Genomic DNA, 13,370 nt, shown 5'->3' with positions numbered 1-13,370 from the left:
GACTCGGTGTCGAAGGACACGGTCAGCATGTCGGGGGCAGCGGCCTCGGGTCTTGGACGATCTTGCATCAGCGCCGCACGGCGAGCGCCCGCGCGAAGGCGCCGGGCGTGAAGCCGAACTGGCGGACGAACGCGCGGTGGAAGTGGCTCTGGTCGCTGAACCCGGCGGCCACCGCAGCCTCGGCCAGGGGCAGGCCGGCACGGACGGCGATACGTGCATGCTCGAGCCTGCGCAAGGTGAGATAGGCGTGCGGCGTCAGCCCGGTCGATCGCTGGAATCCCCGCAGCGTCTGGTACCGGCTCAAACCGGCCTCCCGGGACAGGCTTTCCAGCGAGTGCGTGGAGAGCGGCATGTCATCCAGCAGTTGACGCACGCGTGCCAGACGCGCCGGCAGGGGTGCAGGGCCCGGCTCGCGCACGGCAAGCAAGGCCGCCAGCACGGGCAACAGGCGCGCCTGCTGATGATCGCTGGAGGAGTCGGGGTCGATCGCGGCCCGGTACAGCGCCGCGACCAGCCGTGCCAACCGGGGACGGGCCAGAACCGGGGCGAGGAATTCCGAATCCGTCCTCAGGTCCGTGCGCAGATCCTCGACCAGCACGCTGAGCGTTTCGGGTGAGAAATACAGCATCGACCAGGTGCGCCTCTCACCGATCGGCGCACCGTCGTGCACCTCGCCGGGATTGACGGTGATGACATCGCCCGCCCGTGCCTCGACCTGGCCGCGTCCGCTCCAGGAGACCTGCGCGCCGGAGGTGAGCAGACCGATGCCGAAGGCGTCATGGGCATGTCGTGGGAAGCGGTGGCCGGAACATGCCTCGACCGCCATGCTCCCCGGCAACCAGGTCCCTCGGGCGACGAATCCGGCGCCCTCGGCCCGCCGCGAGCGCAATGCACCACGCGAAGGGCCGAGCGCCTGGCTCATCTCCTGGCCGCGCCGCGATCCGCATGCGGATGCAGCCAGCTCTGCGCGCCGTCGAGATAGCGCTCCTGCTTCCAGATCGGCACGCGCGCCTTGGTCTCATCGATGATCCAGCGGCAGGCGGCGAAGGCGCCGTCGCGGTGGCCGGCCGAGACGCCGACCCAGACCGCCATCTCGCCCACGGCCAGCTCGCCGACGCGATGCACGCAGCGCGCGTCGACGATGTCGAACCGCATCAGCGCCTCATCGAGGATCTTCTCGCCCTCGACGCGCGCCAGCTCGGCATAGGCCTCGTAGTGCAGGCCGGACACGCCCTGCCCTTCGTTGTGGTCGCGCACCCAGCCTTCGAAGCTGGCGAAGGCGCCGGCGCGCGCGCTCAGCAGCTGCGTGCGCAGCGGCGCAGGCTCGATCGACTGGTCGGTGATGTCGAAGCGGGTCATCCTCAGCCTCCGCTGACCGGCGGGATGAAGGCGATCTGCGCGCCTTCGGCCAGCGCATCGTCCCAGCGCGCGAAGGCGCCGCCCTGGGCCACGCGCAGATGCGCCGGTTCCCAGGCGAAGCCATGGCGCTGCTTCAGCTCGGCATACAGGCCGGCCAGGTCCGAGGCCGTGGTCTGCACGCTTTCGCGCTCCACGCCGGCGGCCTGACGCAGGCTGGCGAAATACAGCACCTGCACGCCGGTCATGCCGGCACCCCGAAGTCGCGCTTGCCGCCGTGCTTGCCCAGCAGCTGCGCCGGGCCCAGCACGATGGCGTGCGAGAGCGCCTTGCACATGTCGTAGACCGTCAGCGCCGCGACGGTGGCGCCGGTCATCGCCTCCATCTCCACGCCGGTGCGATGGGTGGTGCGCACGCTGCATTCGATGCGTAGCGTGTCGGCGTCGTGCCAGTCGATGGCCAGCCGACAGCCGTCGATGGGCAGCGGATGGCAGAACGGGATCAGCTCGTGGGTGCGCTTGACCGCCATGGTGCCGGCGATCACCGCGGTCTCGACGATGCCGCCCTTGGCGCTGCGCAACGCATCGCGGCGCAGCTGCTCGGCGACCTCGCGCGGGAACGCCACCAGGCATTCGGCCGTGGCCTGGCGCGCGGTGACGGCCTTGTCCGAGACATCGACCATGGCCGGCTGGCCGGAGGCATCCAGATGGGTGAGCGTGCGCGGTGCATTCATCGCGCAAGCGTAGTGCAAGTCGCGCTCAGCCGGCGTCGAGAGCGTCCGGCAGCGGCGTGCCCTGGTGAAACACCATGCGCCAACCCGCCGTCTCCTGACGCCAGAGCGAGCTGCGCCGGGCCAGGCGCACGCCAGCGGCATCCTCGCGTCGGGAGACGTAGCGCAGCTGGACCAGCCCCGGCGCCAGTTCGACGCATTCGAAGGTGTCGGCGCTGTAGCGGCTCTCGTCGGCTTCCTGCGCCAGTTCGGCCACGATGTCCTGGCGCGTGTAGCGCCGGCCCGAGGCGCCGAACTCGACGAAGTCCTCGGCCAGCAGCGCCTGCAGGCGCGCGGCACTGGCGCGCACCTGCGCCGTGAGCAGCGCGCGCTCCTGGGCGATCAACCACGTGCGCAACGCGGCGTCCACGCATCAGCCTCCGATCAGGAACATCTCCACGCGCTTGCGCGGCGGCTGGACCGGCTGGCCGCGCAGTTCGCTGTAACGATCCACACGGCGCGACCACAGCCCGGCCAGGCGCTCGGCCAGCGGCAGTTCGCCCTGGGCCAGGCTCGGGCGCAGATCGGTGGAGGCGCCGGAGAACAGGCAGGTGTAGAGCCGGCCATCGGCCGAGACGCGCGCGCGCTGGCAATCGCCGCAGAAAGGCGCGCTGACCGAGGACACGAAGCCGATCTCGCCGCCGCCATCGTCGAAGGCATGGCGTACCGCGACTTCGCCGCGGTAGTGCGCATCCAGCGCATGCAGCGGCCAGCGCGCGTGGATGGCGTCGCGCAGCTCGCGCGAGGTCACCACCTGGGCCGCGCGCCAGTCGTTGCAGGTGCCCACATCCATGAATTCGATGAAACGCAGCACGTGGCCGCTGCCGCGGAAGTGTTCGACCAGCGGCAGCACCTGATCCTCGTTGACGCCGCGCTGGACCACGCAGTTGAGCTTGAGGCTGGCAAAGCCGGCCGCGTGCGCGGCGTCGATGCCGCGCAGCACCGTGGCGATGTCGCCGCGTCCGCCGGACATCTGCGCGAAGCGCTGCGGATCCAGCGCGTCCAGGCTGACCGTGATGCGATGCAGGCCGGCATCGCGCAGCGCCTGGGCATGGCGTGCGAGCAGGGCGCCGTTGGTGGTCAGCGCCAGGTCGTCGATGCCGGAGATGCGCGCCAGCCGCGCGATCAGCGTCGGCAGGTCCTTGCGCAGCAGCGGCTCGCCGCCGGTGATGCGCAGCTTGTTCACGCCCACCCGCGCAAAGCCGCGCACCAGCGTCTCGATCTGGTCGAAGGACAGGCGCGAGGCCGCGTCCAGCCCGTAGTCGTCGGGCACCTTGTCGGCCGGCATGCAGTAGCCGCAGCGGAAGTTGCAGGCCTCGATCACCGACAGGCGCAGATCGCGCAGCGGCCGGCCGCGCTGGTCCAGCGGCAGTTCCGGCGTGCGTGGCAAGGCGTTCATGTCAGGACGGCAACGGGCCTGGGATCGGGTCCGGCAACGCTAGCACCTGCCCCGGCAAGGCGACGCGATGGCCGCGTCCGGCCAGGACGTGCGCGTCCTCGGCGCTGGCGTGGTGGTAGAGCACGCAGCGCGCCAGCAGCGCGCGCGGGTACTCGCGCTCCAGATCCTCGATGCCGCTGTGCGAGGGGTTGCCGTGCAGCGCGCAATCGTGGGCGATCAGCTCGCCGGCATCGGCGTACTGCGCCAGCATCTCCGGAATCGGCCGGGTGTCGCCGGTCCAGACCAACGCGCCGGGCAGGCGCAGGCCGAAGGCGGTCTGCGGCCAGTGGTGGCGCACCGGGAACGCCTCCAGCCGCACCCCGTCGTGCCAGAACGCCTCGCCCACCGGCACCAGGCGAAAGGCGTCCCAGAAGTTCGCCCCGCCCTCGGCCAGGACGTTGGGATACTCGGCCACGCGCTGGTGCAGCAGCGGCACCACCGGCGCGGGCACGTACAGCCGCACCTGCCCGCGCCGCGCCGGATCGAAGTAGGCGCTGCCGAACAGGCGCTCGAAACCGCCGACATGGTCCAGGTGGGTATGGGTGACGAACACCGCCGACGGCGCCTGCCCGTACTGGCGGATGTAGGCGTCCAGGCCCTCGCTGCCGCAGTCGATGGTCAGCCACGGCGCGCCATCGCGCTCGATGGTCGCCATCGCCGAGCCCAGCTCGACCGCCGAGGCATTGCCCACGCCCTGGAAACGCAGCGACCAGCGCATGTCGGCCCTCAGAAGCCCCGTTCCCAGGCGCGGTCGTAGGCCTTGCGCAGGCGCGCGAAGTCCTCCTGCACCTGCTGGCTGCTGCGTTGCCCGCGCAGCTTCATCAGCGAGCGCAGCAGCCGGGCCAGGTTGGCCTCGCGCCAGCGCGTGGCCGGGATGCGCAGCACGCCGCGGTCGAAGTCGATCAGCCAGCCGCGCCCCTGCGCATCGAACAGGATGTTGTGCGCGTTGAGATCGGCATGGTCCAGGCCGGCGCGGTGGAAGCGCGCGATCAGGCGCCCGGTCTCCTCCAGCGGCGCGCTCTGCCCGGCCACCTGGTAGCGGTCGGCCAGCGAGCGCACGTCGGCCAGCCGTTCCATCAGGATCGCGGCGCGATAGGTCAGGCCCTGGCGCAGATAGCGGGCCACGAACGGCTGCGGCACCGGCAGGCGCATGCGGTGCAGCGCGCGGGTCAGGCGGAACTCGGCGAAGCTGCGCGTGCGGTTGGCGCCGCGCCACAGGTAGCGATCGCTGCTGACGCTGGCGGCCAGGCCGCCGCGCTTGTACTGGCGCAGCAGGCTCTGCCCGAACGGCGCATCGACGAACCAGGCCCCGCCGCGGCCGCCGCTGTCCACCGGCCGGGCCTGGTCGCCCCAGTGCGCGGGATCCAGCCATTCGGGCTGCGCTTGCCGCAGGCGCTGGCGGTCGAACAGAATCGCCCCGTCACCGCGCGCATCGCGGTACGGCATCAGCACTTCCGTCGCGTCAAAAGCGGCCATCGCGCGAGTCTAACAATTTTGTCCAACGCCCCTGAGTCCCTGTGCCTGCTGCGCCTGTCCGCGCTGGGCGATGTCACCCACGTGGTGCCGCTGGTGCGCACGCTGCAGCGCGCCTGGCCGCAGCTGACGCTGGACTGGATCATCGATGGCGGCGGGCGCAAGCTGCTCGACGGCCTGCCAGGGGTGCGCTTCCACCTCTACGACAAGAAGACCGGGCTGGCCGGCATGCGCGCCCTGCGCGCCACCCTGCCCGGCCGCTTCGACGTGCTGCTGCAGATGCAGGTCGCGCTGCGCGCCAATGTGCTGTCGGCCTTCGTCCCCGCGCGCCGCCGGATCGGCTACGACCGCAGCCGATCCAAGGATCTGCACGGCCTGTTCGTCAACGAGCGCATCGCCGACCGGCCGGGCATCCATGTCCTGGATGCCATCGGCAGCTTCTGCGAACCGCTGGGCCTGCGCCAGGACGTGGTGACCTGGGACCTGCCGGTCCCGCCCGAGGCCTGGGACTGGGCCCGCGCGCAATGGCCGGACGATGGCCGGCGCGTGCTGATGATCTCGCCCTGCTCCAGCCATGTGCGCCGCAACTGGTATGCCGACCGCTACGCGGCGCTGGCCGACCATGCCATCGCCCAGGGCTGGCGCGTGGTGCTGTGCGGCGGGCGCAGCGCGCTGGAGCGGCAGACCGCCGACGCCATCGCCGCGCAGATGCGCGGCCCGGTGCTGGACCTGGTCGGCAAGGACACGCTCAAGCAGCTGCCGGCGCTGCTGGCCCGCGCCGACCTGGTGGTCACCCCCGACTCGGGCCCCATGCACATCGCCAACGCCATGGGCACCAAGGTGCTGGGCCTGCATGCGGCCAGCAACCCGCGCCGCAGCGGGCCGTACTCGGATGTGCGCTACTGCGTGGACCGCTACGACGACGCGGCGCGGCGCTACCTGCACAAGCCGGCGAGCGAGCTGAAATGGGGCACCAAGATCGAGTTCGACGAGGTGATGGCGCTGGTCACCGTCGACGATGCGATCGCCGCCTTCGAACGCTATCGCGCCGACACGGCGGGCTGAGCGAAACGGACGCGGCGGCCGCGCAGGCCGGCGTCGCGTTCACTGCCCCGGCAACGCGTCAGGGCGCGGCGCCGCTGCCGTAGTCCTCGTAGGACTTCTCCTCGACATAGGCCGAGCCCAGCGCCAGGTTGATGTCCTTCTTGATCCGCGCGCGGGTGTCGTTCTCGAAGTAGACGCTGCGCGCCAGGCGGATGAACTCCTCGTCGAAGGCCTGCGCCTTCTCCTTGAGCCGGATATCGTCCTCGATCACCCACAGCCGCTCGTTGACCGCCTTGAGCTCGGCGCGCAGGCGGGCGATGTCCTGCACCGCCGCCGGATGGGCCATCCAGGTCTGCTCCAGCGCCGAGAGCTCCTTGCGCACGTTGGCCAGCTTGGCCGCGTCGGTCATGCGCTCGGACTTGATCTGCAGGATCGAGATCTTGTCCAGCAGCTCGCCGAAGGAGACCGGAGTGAGGATTTCGGACATGGCGCACCATCGCGATGAAAGGCCGCAAGTGTACCGGCGTCGCCGTCGGCGCGAGGCCACGCAGCGGAGGGCGGACAAGCAAACGGCCCCATCGGGGCCGTCTGCGGAACATGGCGGAGAGGGTGGGATTCGAACCCACGGTACGCTTACACGTACGCCTGATTTCGAGTCAGGTACATTCGACCACTCTGCCACCTCTCCGGGTGTCGCACCGCCTGGCGGCGGTCCCCGGGGGTCGATCCGGGGTTGCGCATGATACGGGCCGCGCCGGCCCGGGACAAGCACCACGCGGCGGGGCGCCGGACCGGATGTTGGCCGACGCCGCCGATGCACTGCAGCTTGTCCCCTGTCCGCTTCGACGCGATCATGGCGTTCATTTTTCAATGCAACCGGGGACGCCAGGCGCCACATGATCGAGTTCGGACACCTCAGCCACGTCGGCCTGCGGCGCGCCCTGAACGAAGACACCTATTACGGCGACAGCGCGCTCGGCCTGTGGCTGGTCGCCGACGGCATGGGCGGCCATGCCTGCGGTGAAGTCGCCAGCGCCCTGGCGCGCGAGACCATCGTGCGCGAGATCAACGCCGGCGCCGCGCTGGGCCAGGCCATCCGCGTGGCCGACGAGGAGATCATCCGCACCTCGCGCCGGCGCAACGACTCCCTGCCGATGGGCACCACCGTGGTGGCCGCGCGCGTGCAGGGCAACCGCTTCGAGGTGGCCTGGGTCGGGGACAGCCGCGCCTACCTGTGGCGCGACGGCCAGCTGGCCCAGCTCAGCCAGGACCACAGCTACGTGCAGGAACTGATCGCCCAGGGCGCGCTGACCAGCGAGCAGGCGCGCTCGCATCCGCACCGCAACGTGGTCACCCAGGCGCTGGGGGTGACCGACCCGGCGCAGCTCAATGTCGAGACGCTGACCGGCGAGTTCCGCCCCGGCATGCAGCTGCTGCTGTGCAGCGATGGCCTGACCGAGGAAGTGGACGACCGCGGCATCGCCGCGATCCTGCGCCAGGACGACTGCAGCGCGCAGGAATGCGTGGACGCGCTGATTGCCGCCGCGCTCGACGGCGGCGGCTCGGACAACGTCACCGCGATCCTGGTGCGCTGCGGCTGAGCTGGCGGGGCAGCGCCGGCCAGATTTGGCGCATCGCTGCGCGGCCTGGACTTCGAAGTGAGGCGGAGCCGCCTCAGAAAGTTTCGCCGCCCCGCCGCACCTCGTAGGAGCGGCTGCGCATTTCGAGCCACCCAAGCACCCACCCACCGCCGTCATTCCCGCGAAGGCGGGAATCCAGTGGCTTTCACCTGCAGCGCCACAGGCGCTGGGCTTTCGCGGGAATGACGGGAGGGTTGGTCCTCTCTACGTTTGGACCTGCAGACCCGCCTCGGGGCATTCGCCGCCCTACCCCAGGCCTCCCAACCCCCTCAGGCGACCGCAGCGGCCTCGGCGTTGGCTGGCGCCGGGGGCGCCTCGATCAGGTCCCACAGGCACGGCCCGCCGGCCTTGGCGCGCAGCTTCTCCAGGCGCTTGGCGTGGGCCTCCAGCTCGCCGGCCGTCGGCGTCACCCGCGCGCGCAGGCCGACATTGCTGACATCGAAGGCGTGCACTACCGGCGCGGCATGCCCGCCGCCCTCGTCGAAGCTGCCGAAGCCGATCTCCTCCTGGCCAGAGGTCAGCGCGATGTAGACATCGGCCAGGATCTGCGCGTCGAGCAGGCCGCCGTGCAGGTGGCGGTGGGTGTTGTCCACGCCCAGGCGCTTGCACAGCGCATCGAGCGAGTTGCGCTGGCCCGGGTAGCGCTCGCGCGCCATGGCCAGGGTGTCCACCACGGTGCAGTAGTCGGTGAAGCGGCCGTACTGCGCGCCGAGCCGCGCCAGCTCGCTGTCCAGGAAGCCCACGTCGAACGAGGCGTTGTGGATGATCACCTCGGCGCCGCGCACGTAGTCGAGGAACTCCTCGACGATCTCCTCGAACGCCGGCTTGTCGGCCAGGAACTCCAGCGTCAGACCGGTCACCTCCTGCGCGCCGGGTTCGAACTCGCAGTCGGGCCTGAGGTACTTGTGGAAGTTGTGGCCGCTGGGGCGGCGCTCGATCAGCTCGACCGCGCCGATCTCGACGACGCGGTTGCCCTTCTTCCATTCCAGGCCGGTGGTTTCGGTGTCCAGGATGATCTGGCGCATGGCCTAGCGGTCCTCGTGCAGCGTGATGGAGAACTGCCGCAGCGGATGGTCCAGGCCGGGCAGCTGGGCCATTGTCTCAAACACGAAGCCCAGGCGGTCCATCACCGTCAGCGATGCGGTGTTGGTGGGATTGACCAGCGCCAGCACGCGCGGCAGGCGCAGCACGTCGCGCGCGTGGTCCAGCACCGCGCGCGCGGCCTCGGTGGCGTAGCCCTTGCCGCGCGCCTCGGGCAGCAGCGCATAGCCCAGGTCCGGCGCAGGCAAGTAATCGCGGGTAACCAGGCCGGCCTGGCCGATGTCGCGGCCGCTCGCGGTTTCCACCACCCGGCACAGGCCCAGGCCGTTGGCGGCGCGATACGCCAGCGGCCCGCGCCGCACCGCCTCGCGCGCCGTGGCCAGGTCGCGCACGCCGGCGTCGCGGACCTGGGCGATGAAGTCGGCATCGTTGAGCACGGCCAGCATCAGCGCCGCATCGCGCTCGCTGTCGGTGGGCAGGTGCAGGGTCAGGCGCGCGCTGCGCAGCGCCAGAGTCTGTTCGGGCGCCGGGGCACTCACGCCGCCGCGCCGTCGCGCACGGCGATGGCCGCGTTGCGCGCCAGGACGTCCACGCGCTCGTTGTCGGCATCGCCCGAATGGCCCTTCACCCAGCGCCAGTCGATCTGATGACGCTGGGTGGCCGCGTGCAGGCGCTCCCACAGCTCGCGGTTCTTGACCGCGCCACCGGCGGCGGTCTTCCACTGCTTGCGGATCCAGCCGGGCATCCATTCGGTGATGCCCTGGCGCACGTACTGCGAGTCGGTGATCAGGATCACCTGGCAGGGCTCGGTCAGAGCCTCCAGCGCCATGATCGCGGCCATCAGCTCCATGCGGTTGTTGGTGGTGTGCGCTTCGCCGCCGAACAGCTCGCGTTCGATGCGGCCGTAGCGCAGCAGCGCGGCCCAGCCGCCGGGCCCGGGATTGCCCAGGCACGAGCCGTCGGAATGGATGGTGATCTGTTTCATGGAGCTGTCCGTAGGAGTCAGGCCGGCACCGCGCCGGGCTGCCATCGCGGCGGCCGGGCGGGCGAGAGGATCAGGTCGGGGCCGCGCTTGTCGGCCTGCAGCAGGCAGACCGCCCGCATCATGTCCGGCGCGCGGCCGTCGTTGCGCCAGGCCGGCCCCAGCCACTGCGGGGGATGGGCCTCGCAGTCCAGCCCGGCCTGCTGCAGCAGCCGGCGCCAGCGCCCGGGGTTGCGCACCGACAGGCCGGTGCGGCGCCAGCGCAGGCGGTACGGGCTGACCGGATTGAGCGTGAACAGCCACAGCCGGCCGCCCGGCTCGAGCACGCGCGCGCATTCGGCCAGCACACCGCGCGCGCCGTTCTCCGGCACGTGCTGCACCACCACCGCGCTGAAGCTGTCCGAGGCCAGCGGCAGGCTGGGGCCGCAGCGCAGCGGCCCGTCGAAACCGCCGCCGGAGGCCTGCAGCGCCAGGCCGGCGGCCACCACCGAGACGCCCGCTCCGGCACCGGGATGCAGCCATAGCGTGGGTGCGGCGGCCTTGGCGGCCAGCAGAGAGGCGATGCGCGGCTGTTCAGCCGCCAGCAGGCGCTGTCCGTCCGCGGTCCCGAACCACGCCAGGGGCTCGGGTTGACGTTGGGAGGCGGCGGCAGGCATGGTCGGGGATTGTAGAGGACGCCCCCGCGTCTGCCGACCGATCCATGATGCCGAGCCTGACCGCGCTGCGCGCCTTCGACGACAACTACATCTGGGTGCTGCGCGGCGATGCCGGGCAGTCCCTGATCGTCGACCCGGGCCAGGCCGCGCCGGTGCTGGAGGCCGCCGCGCAAGGCCTGGCGCCGGCTGCGATCCTGCTCACCCACCACCATGACGACCATATCGGCGGCGTGCCCGAACTCCTGGCGCGCTGGCCCGGGCTGCCGGTGATCGCCGCCGACGATGACCGCATCGTCACCGCGACCCACCGCGTGGGCGATGGCGAAACCTTCGAGGCCGCGGGCATGAGGTTCCAGGCGCTGTTCGTGCCTGGGCACACCCGCAGCCATGTCGCCTTCCACCGGCTGGCCGAGGGCGGCGAGCTGTTCAGCGGCGATACCTTGTTCAGCCTGGGCTGCGGGCGCCTGTTCGAAGGCACGCCGGCGCAGATGCTGACATCGCTGGACCGGCTCGCCGGGCTGCCCGGGGACACGCCGGTGTGCTGCGGGCACGAGTACACCGCCAGCAACGCCGCTTTCGCACTGACGGTCGAACCGGGCAACGCGGCCCTGCGGCAGCGCGCCGAGCAGGTGCGCGCCCTGCGCGCCCAGGGCCGGCCGAGCCTGCCGGTCAGCCTGGCCGAGGAGCGCGCGACCAACCCGTTCCTGCGCGTGGACGTTCCCGAGGTCGCCCAGGCGGTGGACGCCTGGCTGGGGCATCGGGCCGGCGACCGGGTGGAGACCTTCGCCGGGCTGCGGCGCTGGAAGGACGGCTTCCGCGCGTGAGGCGGGTGGCGGCCGTGTGTCTGCTGGCCCTGGCTGGCGGCGTCTGCCCGGGCTGGGCGCAGCAGGCGACCGACGCGCCGGCCGAGGCGCGCGGGGCCGGGACCACGCCGGCCGATGCAGGCGTCGATCCGGCGCAGCAGAGCGTGGATGGCGGCGAGATCTTCCGCCAGTTCCGCGAGGGGCTGGCCGAACCCAGCTGCACGGCGCAGGCCAGCGATGCGCAGTACCGGCGCAACTTCGCCCACGCGCCGAATCGGCTGGCCGATCGCGACGACGACATCCTGCCGCTGTTCGGCTACGTGGTCGGCGCGATGCGCCAGGCCGGCCTGCCGACCGAGTACGCGCTGATCCCCTTCGTGGAGAGCGGGTACCACCCGGGCGCCGCCAACGGCGCGGGCCCGGCCGGCCTGTGGCAGTTCGTCTCGCTGACCGCACGCAACCACGGCGTGCGCATGCGCAAGGGCTACGACGGGCGGCTGTCGCCGGTGGAATCGACCCAGGCGGCGGTGCGCTATCTCAAGACGCTGCACGACATGTTCGACGGCAACTGGCGCCTGGCGATCATGGCCTACAACGCCGGCGAGAACCGCATCGTGCAGGCGGTGCGTCGCGCCGGCCGCGGCACGGCGATGGAACGGCCCACGACGCTGCCCGGGGTCTCGCGCAACACCGCCGCCTACGTGGACAAGCTGCACGCGCTGGCCTGTGTGCTCGAGGACGCAGGGGAGCGCCCGGAGTGGCTGGCCTCGCTCGCGCGGCCGGTCGCGCATCTGCAGGCCACGGCGCTGCCGGCCGACTACGGCTCGCTCTCGGCCTGGGCCGCGCGCGAGGGCCGCGACGTGGACCAGATCGCCGGCCTCAATCCGGCGGTGTCGCGCCTGCGCGGCGGCCTGGGCGGCGAGACGATGTGGGTGCTGGCCGGCCCGCGCACTGGCACGCCGGCGGTGGCCGCGGATCTGCGTGCGCTGGGCGGCGGCGACGCGGCTCCCGCGTCGTCCAGTGCGCCGGCCGAACCGCCGGCCACGCACACGGTGGTGCGCGGCGAGACGCTCTCGGCCATCGCCCACCGCTACGGCCTGGCCACCGCGCAGCTGATCCGCTGGAACGCGCTGGGCAAGCGGGCGCTGATCAAGCCGGGCATGGTGCTGAAGCTGGCCGATCCGCTGCGCTGAGACCCGCATCCTGGGGCGATGGCAGAATGGGCGCTTGGTTTTCGGTTCGCACGCGAGAGGCGCAATGGGGTTCCTGCAAGGCAAACGTGTCCTGATCACCGGCATCGCGTCGGATCGCTCCATCGCCTGGGGCATCGCCGAGGCCATGCATCGCCAGGGGGCCGAACTGGCGTTCACCTACCAGAACGACAAGCTCAAGCCGCGTGTCCTGCAGGCGGCGACCACCTTCGGCAGCGAGATCGCGCTGCCGCTGGACGTGGCCGACGATGCGCAGATCGATGCCTGCTTCGAGGCCCTGGCTGAGCACTGGGACAGCCTGGACGTGCTGGTGCATGCCATCGCCTTCGCCCAGGGCGAGGCCATCGCCGGTGAGTTCCTCGATGGCCTGACGCGGGAGAACTTCGCCGAGGCCCACGACATTTCGGCCTATTCGCTGGCCGCCCTCGCCCACGCAGCGCGGCCGCTGATGCGCGGCCAGCAGGGTGCGATCCTGACGTTGAGCTATCTCGGCGCGCAGCGTGCGCTCTACAACTACAACCTGATGGGCGTGGCCAAGGCCAGCCTGGAGGCGACCGTGCGCTATCTGGCGCTCAATCTCGGTCCCGAAGGCACGCGCGTCAACGCCATCTCCGCCGGGCCGATCAAGACGCTGGCCGCTTCGGGCATCGCGGGCTTCCGCAAGACGCTCAGCTATGTCGAGGAGCATGCGCCGCTGCGCCGCAACGTCTCCATCGACGATGTGGGCAATGCGGCGGCGTTCCTTTGCTCGGATCTGGCCGCCGGCATCACCGGCGAGATCACCTATGTCGATGCCGGTTACAACATCCTGGGGATGAGCGGGGTCGATGGCGGCTGAGCTCATGCTTCAATGAGCTCATCTGCCGATTTAGGATCGCGGCGCACTGATGCGTTGGCTTCGGAAGCGCAGTGGCGAGTTCGCCATGGAGGGCGGACCGAGCCGAGGAGTCGCGTGCG

18 protein-coding genes and 1 tRNA gene are annotated in these 13,370 nt (G+C 71.2%); 5 read left to right on the top strand and 14 right to left on the bottom strand.

Annotated elements, in window-relative coordinates:
• Positions 1–67: 67 nt before the first annotated feature.
• The 8 genes from QE438_RS01980 to QE438_RS01945 are packed head-to-tail and all read right to left on the bottom strand — an operon-like array spanning position 68 to position 5,039.
• The gene (locus QE438_RS01980; protein WP_306992931.1) at positions 68–922 is read right to left on the bottom strand and encodes an AraC family transcriptional regulator; all 855 of its coding nucleotides are present in this window, start codon (positions 920–922) and stop codon (positions 68–70) included.
• Positions 919–1,359, bottom strand: a complete 441-nt coding sequence (locus tag QE438_RS01975) for a molybdenum cofactor biosynthesis protein MoaE (RefSeq protein ID WP_306992933.1) — start codon at positions 1,357–1,359, stop codon at positions 919–921. Before QE438_RS01975 ends, QE438_RS01980 begins: the two co-directional genes overlap by 4 nt.
• A gap of 2 nt (positions 1,360–1,361) precedes the next feature.
• Positions 1,362–1,604, bottom strand: coding sequence for a MoaD/ThiS family protein (locus QE438_RS01970; RefSeq protein ID WP_286577088.1), 243 nt, complete (start codon positions 1,602–1,604; stop codon positions 1,362–1,364).
• Complete coding sequence (moaC, locus tag QE438_RS01965; RefSeq protein WP_306992936.1) at positions 1,601–2,089, bottom strand: cyclic pyranopterin monophosphate synthase MoaC; 489 nt, start codon at positions 2,087–2,089, stop codon at positions 1,601–1,603. The genes QE438_RS01970 and moaC overlap by 4 nt, the downstream gene beginning before the upstream one ends.
• Before the next feature lie 25 nt (positions 2,090–2,114).
• Entirely contained in the window at positions 2,115–2,495 is a 381-nt protein-coding gene (locus QE438_RS01960; protein WP_306992938.1) for a DUF4440 domain-containing protein, read from the bottom strand.
• 3 nt (positions 2,496–2,498) lie between these two features.
• Entirely contained in the window at positions 2,499–3,524 is a 1,026-nt protein-coding gene (gene moaA, locus QE438_RS01955; protein ID WP_306992940.1) for a GTP 3',8-cyclase MoaA, read from the bottom strand.
• A gap of 1 nt (position 3,525) precedes the next feature.
• Positions 3,526–4,281 carry an MBL fold metallo-hydrolase gene (locus QE438_RS01950; protein ID WP_130520047.1) on the bottom strand — a complete coding sequence of 252 codons (756 nt, stop codon included), beginning with the start codon at positions 4,279–4,281 and terminating at the stop codon, positions 3,526–3,528.
• A gap of 8 nt (positions 4,282–4,289) precedes the next feature.
• A complete protein-coding gene (locus QE438_RS01945) occupies positions 4,290–5,039 on the bottom strand; it encodes a 3-deoxy-D-manno-octulosonic acid kinase (RefSeq protein WP_130523513.1) in 750 nt (249 codons plus the stop codon).
• Between the two features lie 18 nt (positions 5,040–5,057).
• Here QE438_RS01945 and QE438_RS01940 point away from each other — a divergent pair, with 18 nt between their 5' ends.
• Positions 5,058–6,101, top strand: a complete 1,044-nt coding sequence (locus QE438_RS01940; RefSeq protein WP_306992943.1) for a glycosyltransferase family 9 protein — start codon at positions 5,058–5,060, stop codon at positions 6,099–6,101.
• Between the two features lie 58 nt (positions 6,102–6,159).
• Here the strand turns inward: QE438_RS01940 and QE438_RS01935 are convergent, their stop codons facing one another.
• Positions 6,160–6,567, bottom strand: a complete 408-nt coding sequence (locus QE438_RS01935) for a DUF6165 family protein (protein WP_130529152.1) — start codon at positions 6,565–6,567, stop codon at positions 6,160–6,162.
• Between the two features lie 111 nt (positions 6,568–6,678).
• Positions 6,679–6,768 (bottom strand) — tRNA-Ser (locus QE438_RS01930).
• A 208-nt stretch (positions 6,769–6,976) separates the two neighbouring features.
• Between QE438_RS01930 and QE438_RS01925 the strand changes: the two genes are divergently transcribed.
• On the top strand, positions 6,977–7,681 hold the full coding sequence (locus QE438_RS01925; RefSeq protein ID WP_130520013.1) for a PP2C family serine/threonine-protein phosphatase: 705 nt from the start codon (positions 6,977–6,979) through the stop codon (positions 7,679–7,681).
• Positions 7,682–7,989: 308 nt separating this feature from the next.
• Here the strand turns inward: QE438_RS01925 and dnaQ are convergent, their stop codons facing one another.
• The 4 genes from dnaQ to QE438_RS01905 are packed head-to-tail and all read right to left on the bottom strand — an operon-like array spanning position 7,990 to position 10,399.
• Entirely contained in the window at positions 7,990–8,745 is a 756-nt protein-coding gene (dnaQ, locus tag QE438_RS01920) for a DNA polymerase III subunit epsilon (protein ID WP_306992948.1), read from the bottom strand.
• Between the two features lie 3 nt (positions 8,746–8,748).
• Positions 8,749–9,300: a GNAT family N-acetyltransferase gene (locus QE438_RS01915; RefSeq protein WP_306992950.1), complete on the bottom strand. Its 552-nt coding sequence runs from the start codon at positions 9,298–9,300 to the stop codon at positions 8,749–8,751.
• On the bottom strand, positions 9,297–9,746 hold the full coding sequence (gene rnhA / locus QE438_RS01910) for a ribonuclease HI (protein WP_130520007.1): 450 nt from the start codon (positions 9,744–9,746) through the stop codon (positions 9,297–9,299). Before rnhA ends, QE438_RS01915 begins: the two co-directional genes overlap by 4 nt.
• A 17-nt stretch (positions 9,747–9,763) precedes the next feature.
• A complete protein-coding gene (locus QE438_RS01905; protein ID WP_130534579.1) occupies positions 9,764–10,399 on the bottom strand; it encodes a methyltransferase domain-containing protein in 636 nt (211 codons plus the stop codon).
• A gap of 47 nt (positions 10,400–10,446) precedes the next feature.
• Here QE438_RS01905 and gloB point away from each other — a divergent pair, with 47 nt between their 5' ends.
• The 3 genes from gloB (at position 10,447) to QE438_RS01890 (ending at position 13,251) form a co-directional block, all read left to right on the top strand.
• The gene (gloB, locus tag QE438_RS01900) at positions 10,447–11,223 is read left to right on the top strand and encodes a hydroxyacylglutathione hydrolase (RefSeq protein ID WP_306996183.1); all 777 of its coding nucleotides are present in this window, start codon (positions 10,447–10,449) and stop codon (positions 11,221–11,223) included.
• 14 nt (positions 11,224–11,237) lie between these two features.
• Complete coding sequence (locus tag QE438_RS01895; RefSeq protein ID WP_306992953.1) at positions 11,238–12,395, top strand: lytic transglycosylase domain-containing protein; 1,158 nt, start codon at positions 11,238–11,240, stop codon at positions 12,393–12,395.
• A gap of 64 nt (positions 12,396–12,459) precedes the next feature.
• A complete protein-coding gene (locus tag QE438_RS01890; RefSeq protein WP_130519999.1) occupies positions 12,460–13,251 on the top strand; it encodes an enoyl-ACP reductase in 792 nt (263 codons plus the stop codon).
• Positions 13,252–13,370: the final 119 nt, after the last annotated feature.

It is taken from the genome of Pseudoxanthomonas sp. SORGH_AS_0997 (assembly GCF_031453535.1).
GTDB lineage: Bacteria > Pseudomonadota > Gammaproteobacteria > Xanthomonadales > Xanthomonadaceae > Pseudoxanthomonas_A > Pseudoxanthomonas_A winnipegensis.
Note: the sequence above shows the minus strand (reverse complement) of the source record. Positions and strands in the feature narration are given on the sequence as shown.

Coding starts and splice junctions, on each gene's coding strand:
- QE438_RS01905 (WP_130534579.1), bottom strand. CDS start 10,399: ATGCCTGCCGCCGCCTCCCAACGTCAACCCGAGCCCCTGGCGTGGTTC.
- QE438_RS01970 (WP_286577088.1), bottom strand. CDS start 1,604: ATGACCGGCGTGCAGGTGCTGTATTTCGCCAGCCTGCGTCAGGCCGCC.
- QE438_RS01925 (WP_130520013.1), top strand. CDS start 6,977: ATGATCGAGTTCGGACACCTCAGCCACGTCGGCCTGCGGCGCGCCCTG.
- QE438_RS01975 (WP_306992933.1), bottom strand. CDS start 1,359: ATGACCCGCTTCGACATCACCGACCAGTCGATCGAGCCTGCGCCGCTG.
- moaA (WP_306992940.1), bottom strand. CDS start 3,524: ATGAACGCCTTGCCACGCACGCCGGAACTGCCGCTGGACCAGCGCGGC.
- dnaQ (WP_306992948.1), bottom strand. CDS start 8,745: ATGCGCCAGATCATCCTGGACACCGAAACCACCGGCCTGGAATGGAAG.
- QE438_RS01950 (WP_130520047.1), bottom strand. CDS start 4,281: ATGCGCTGGTCGCTGCGTTTCCAGGGCGTGGGCAATGCCTCGGCGGTC.
- QE438_RS01945 (WP_130523513.1), bottom strand. CDS start 5,039: ATGGCCGCTTTTGACGCGACGGAAGTGCTGATGCCGTACCGCGATGCG.
- QE438_RS01980 (WP_306992931.1), bottom strand. CDS start 922: ATGAGCCAGGCGCTCGGCCCTTCGCGTGGTGCATTGCGCTCGCGGCGG.
- moaC (WP_306992936.1), bottom strand. CDS start 2,089: ATGAATGCACCGCGCACGCTCACCCATCTGGATGCCTCCGGCCAGCCG.
- QE438_RS01890 (WP_130519999.1), top strand. CDS start 12,460: ATGGGGTTCCTGCAAGGCAAACGTGTCCTGATCACCGGCATCGCGTCG.
- gloB (WP_306996183.1), top strand. CDS start 10,447: ATGCCGAGCCTGACCGCGCTGCGCGCCTTCGACGACAACTACATCTGG.
- QE438_RS01935 (WP_130529152.1), bottom strand. CDS start 6,567: ATGTCCGAAATCCTCACTCCGGTCTCCTTCGGCGAGCTGCTGGACAAG.
- rnhA (WP_130520007.1), bottom strand. CDS start 9,746: ATGAAACAGATCACCATCCATTCCGACGGCTCGTGCCTGGGCAATCCC.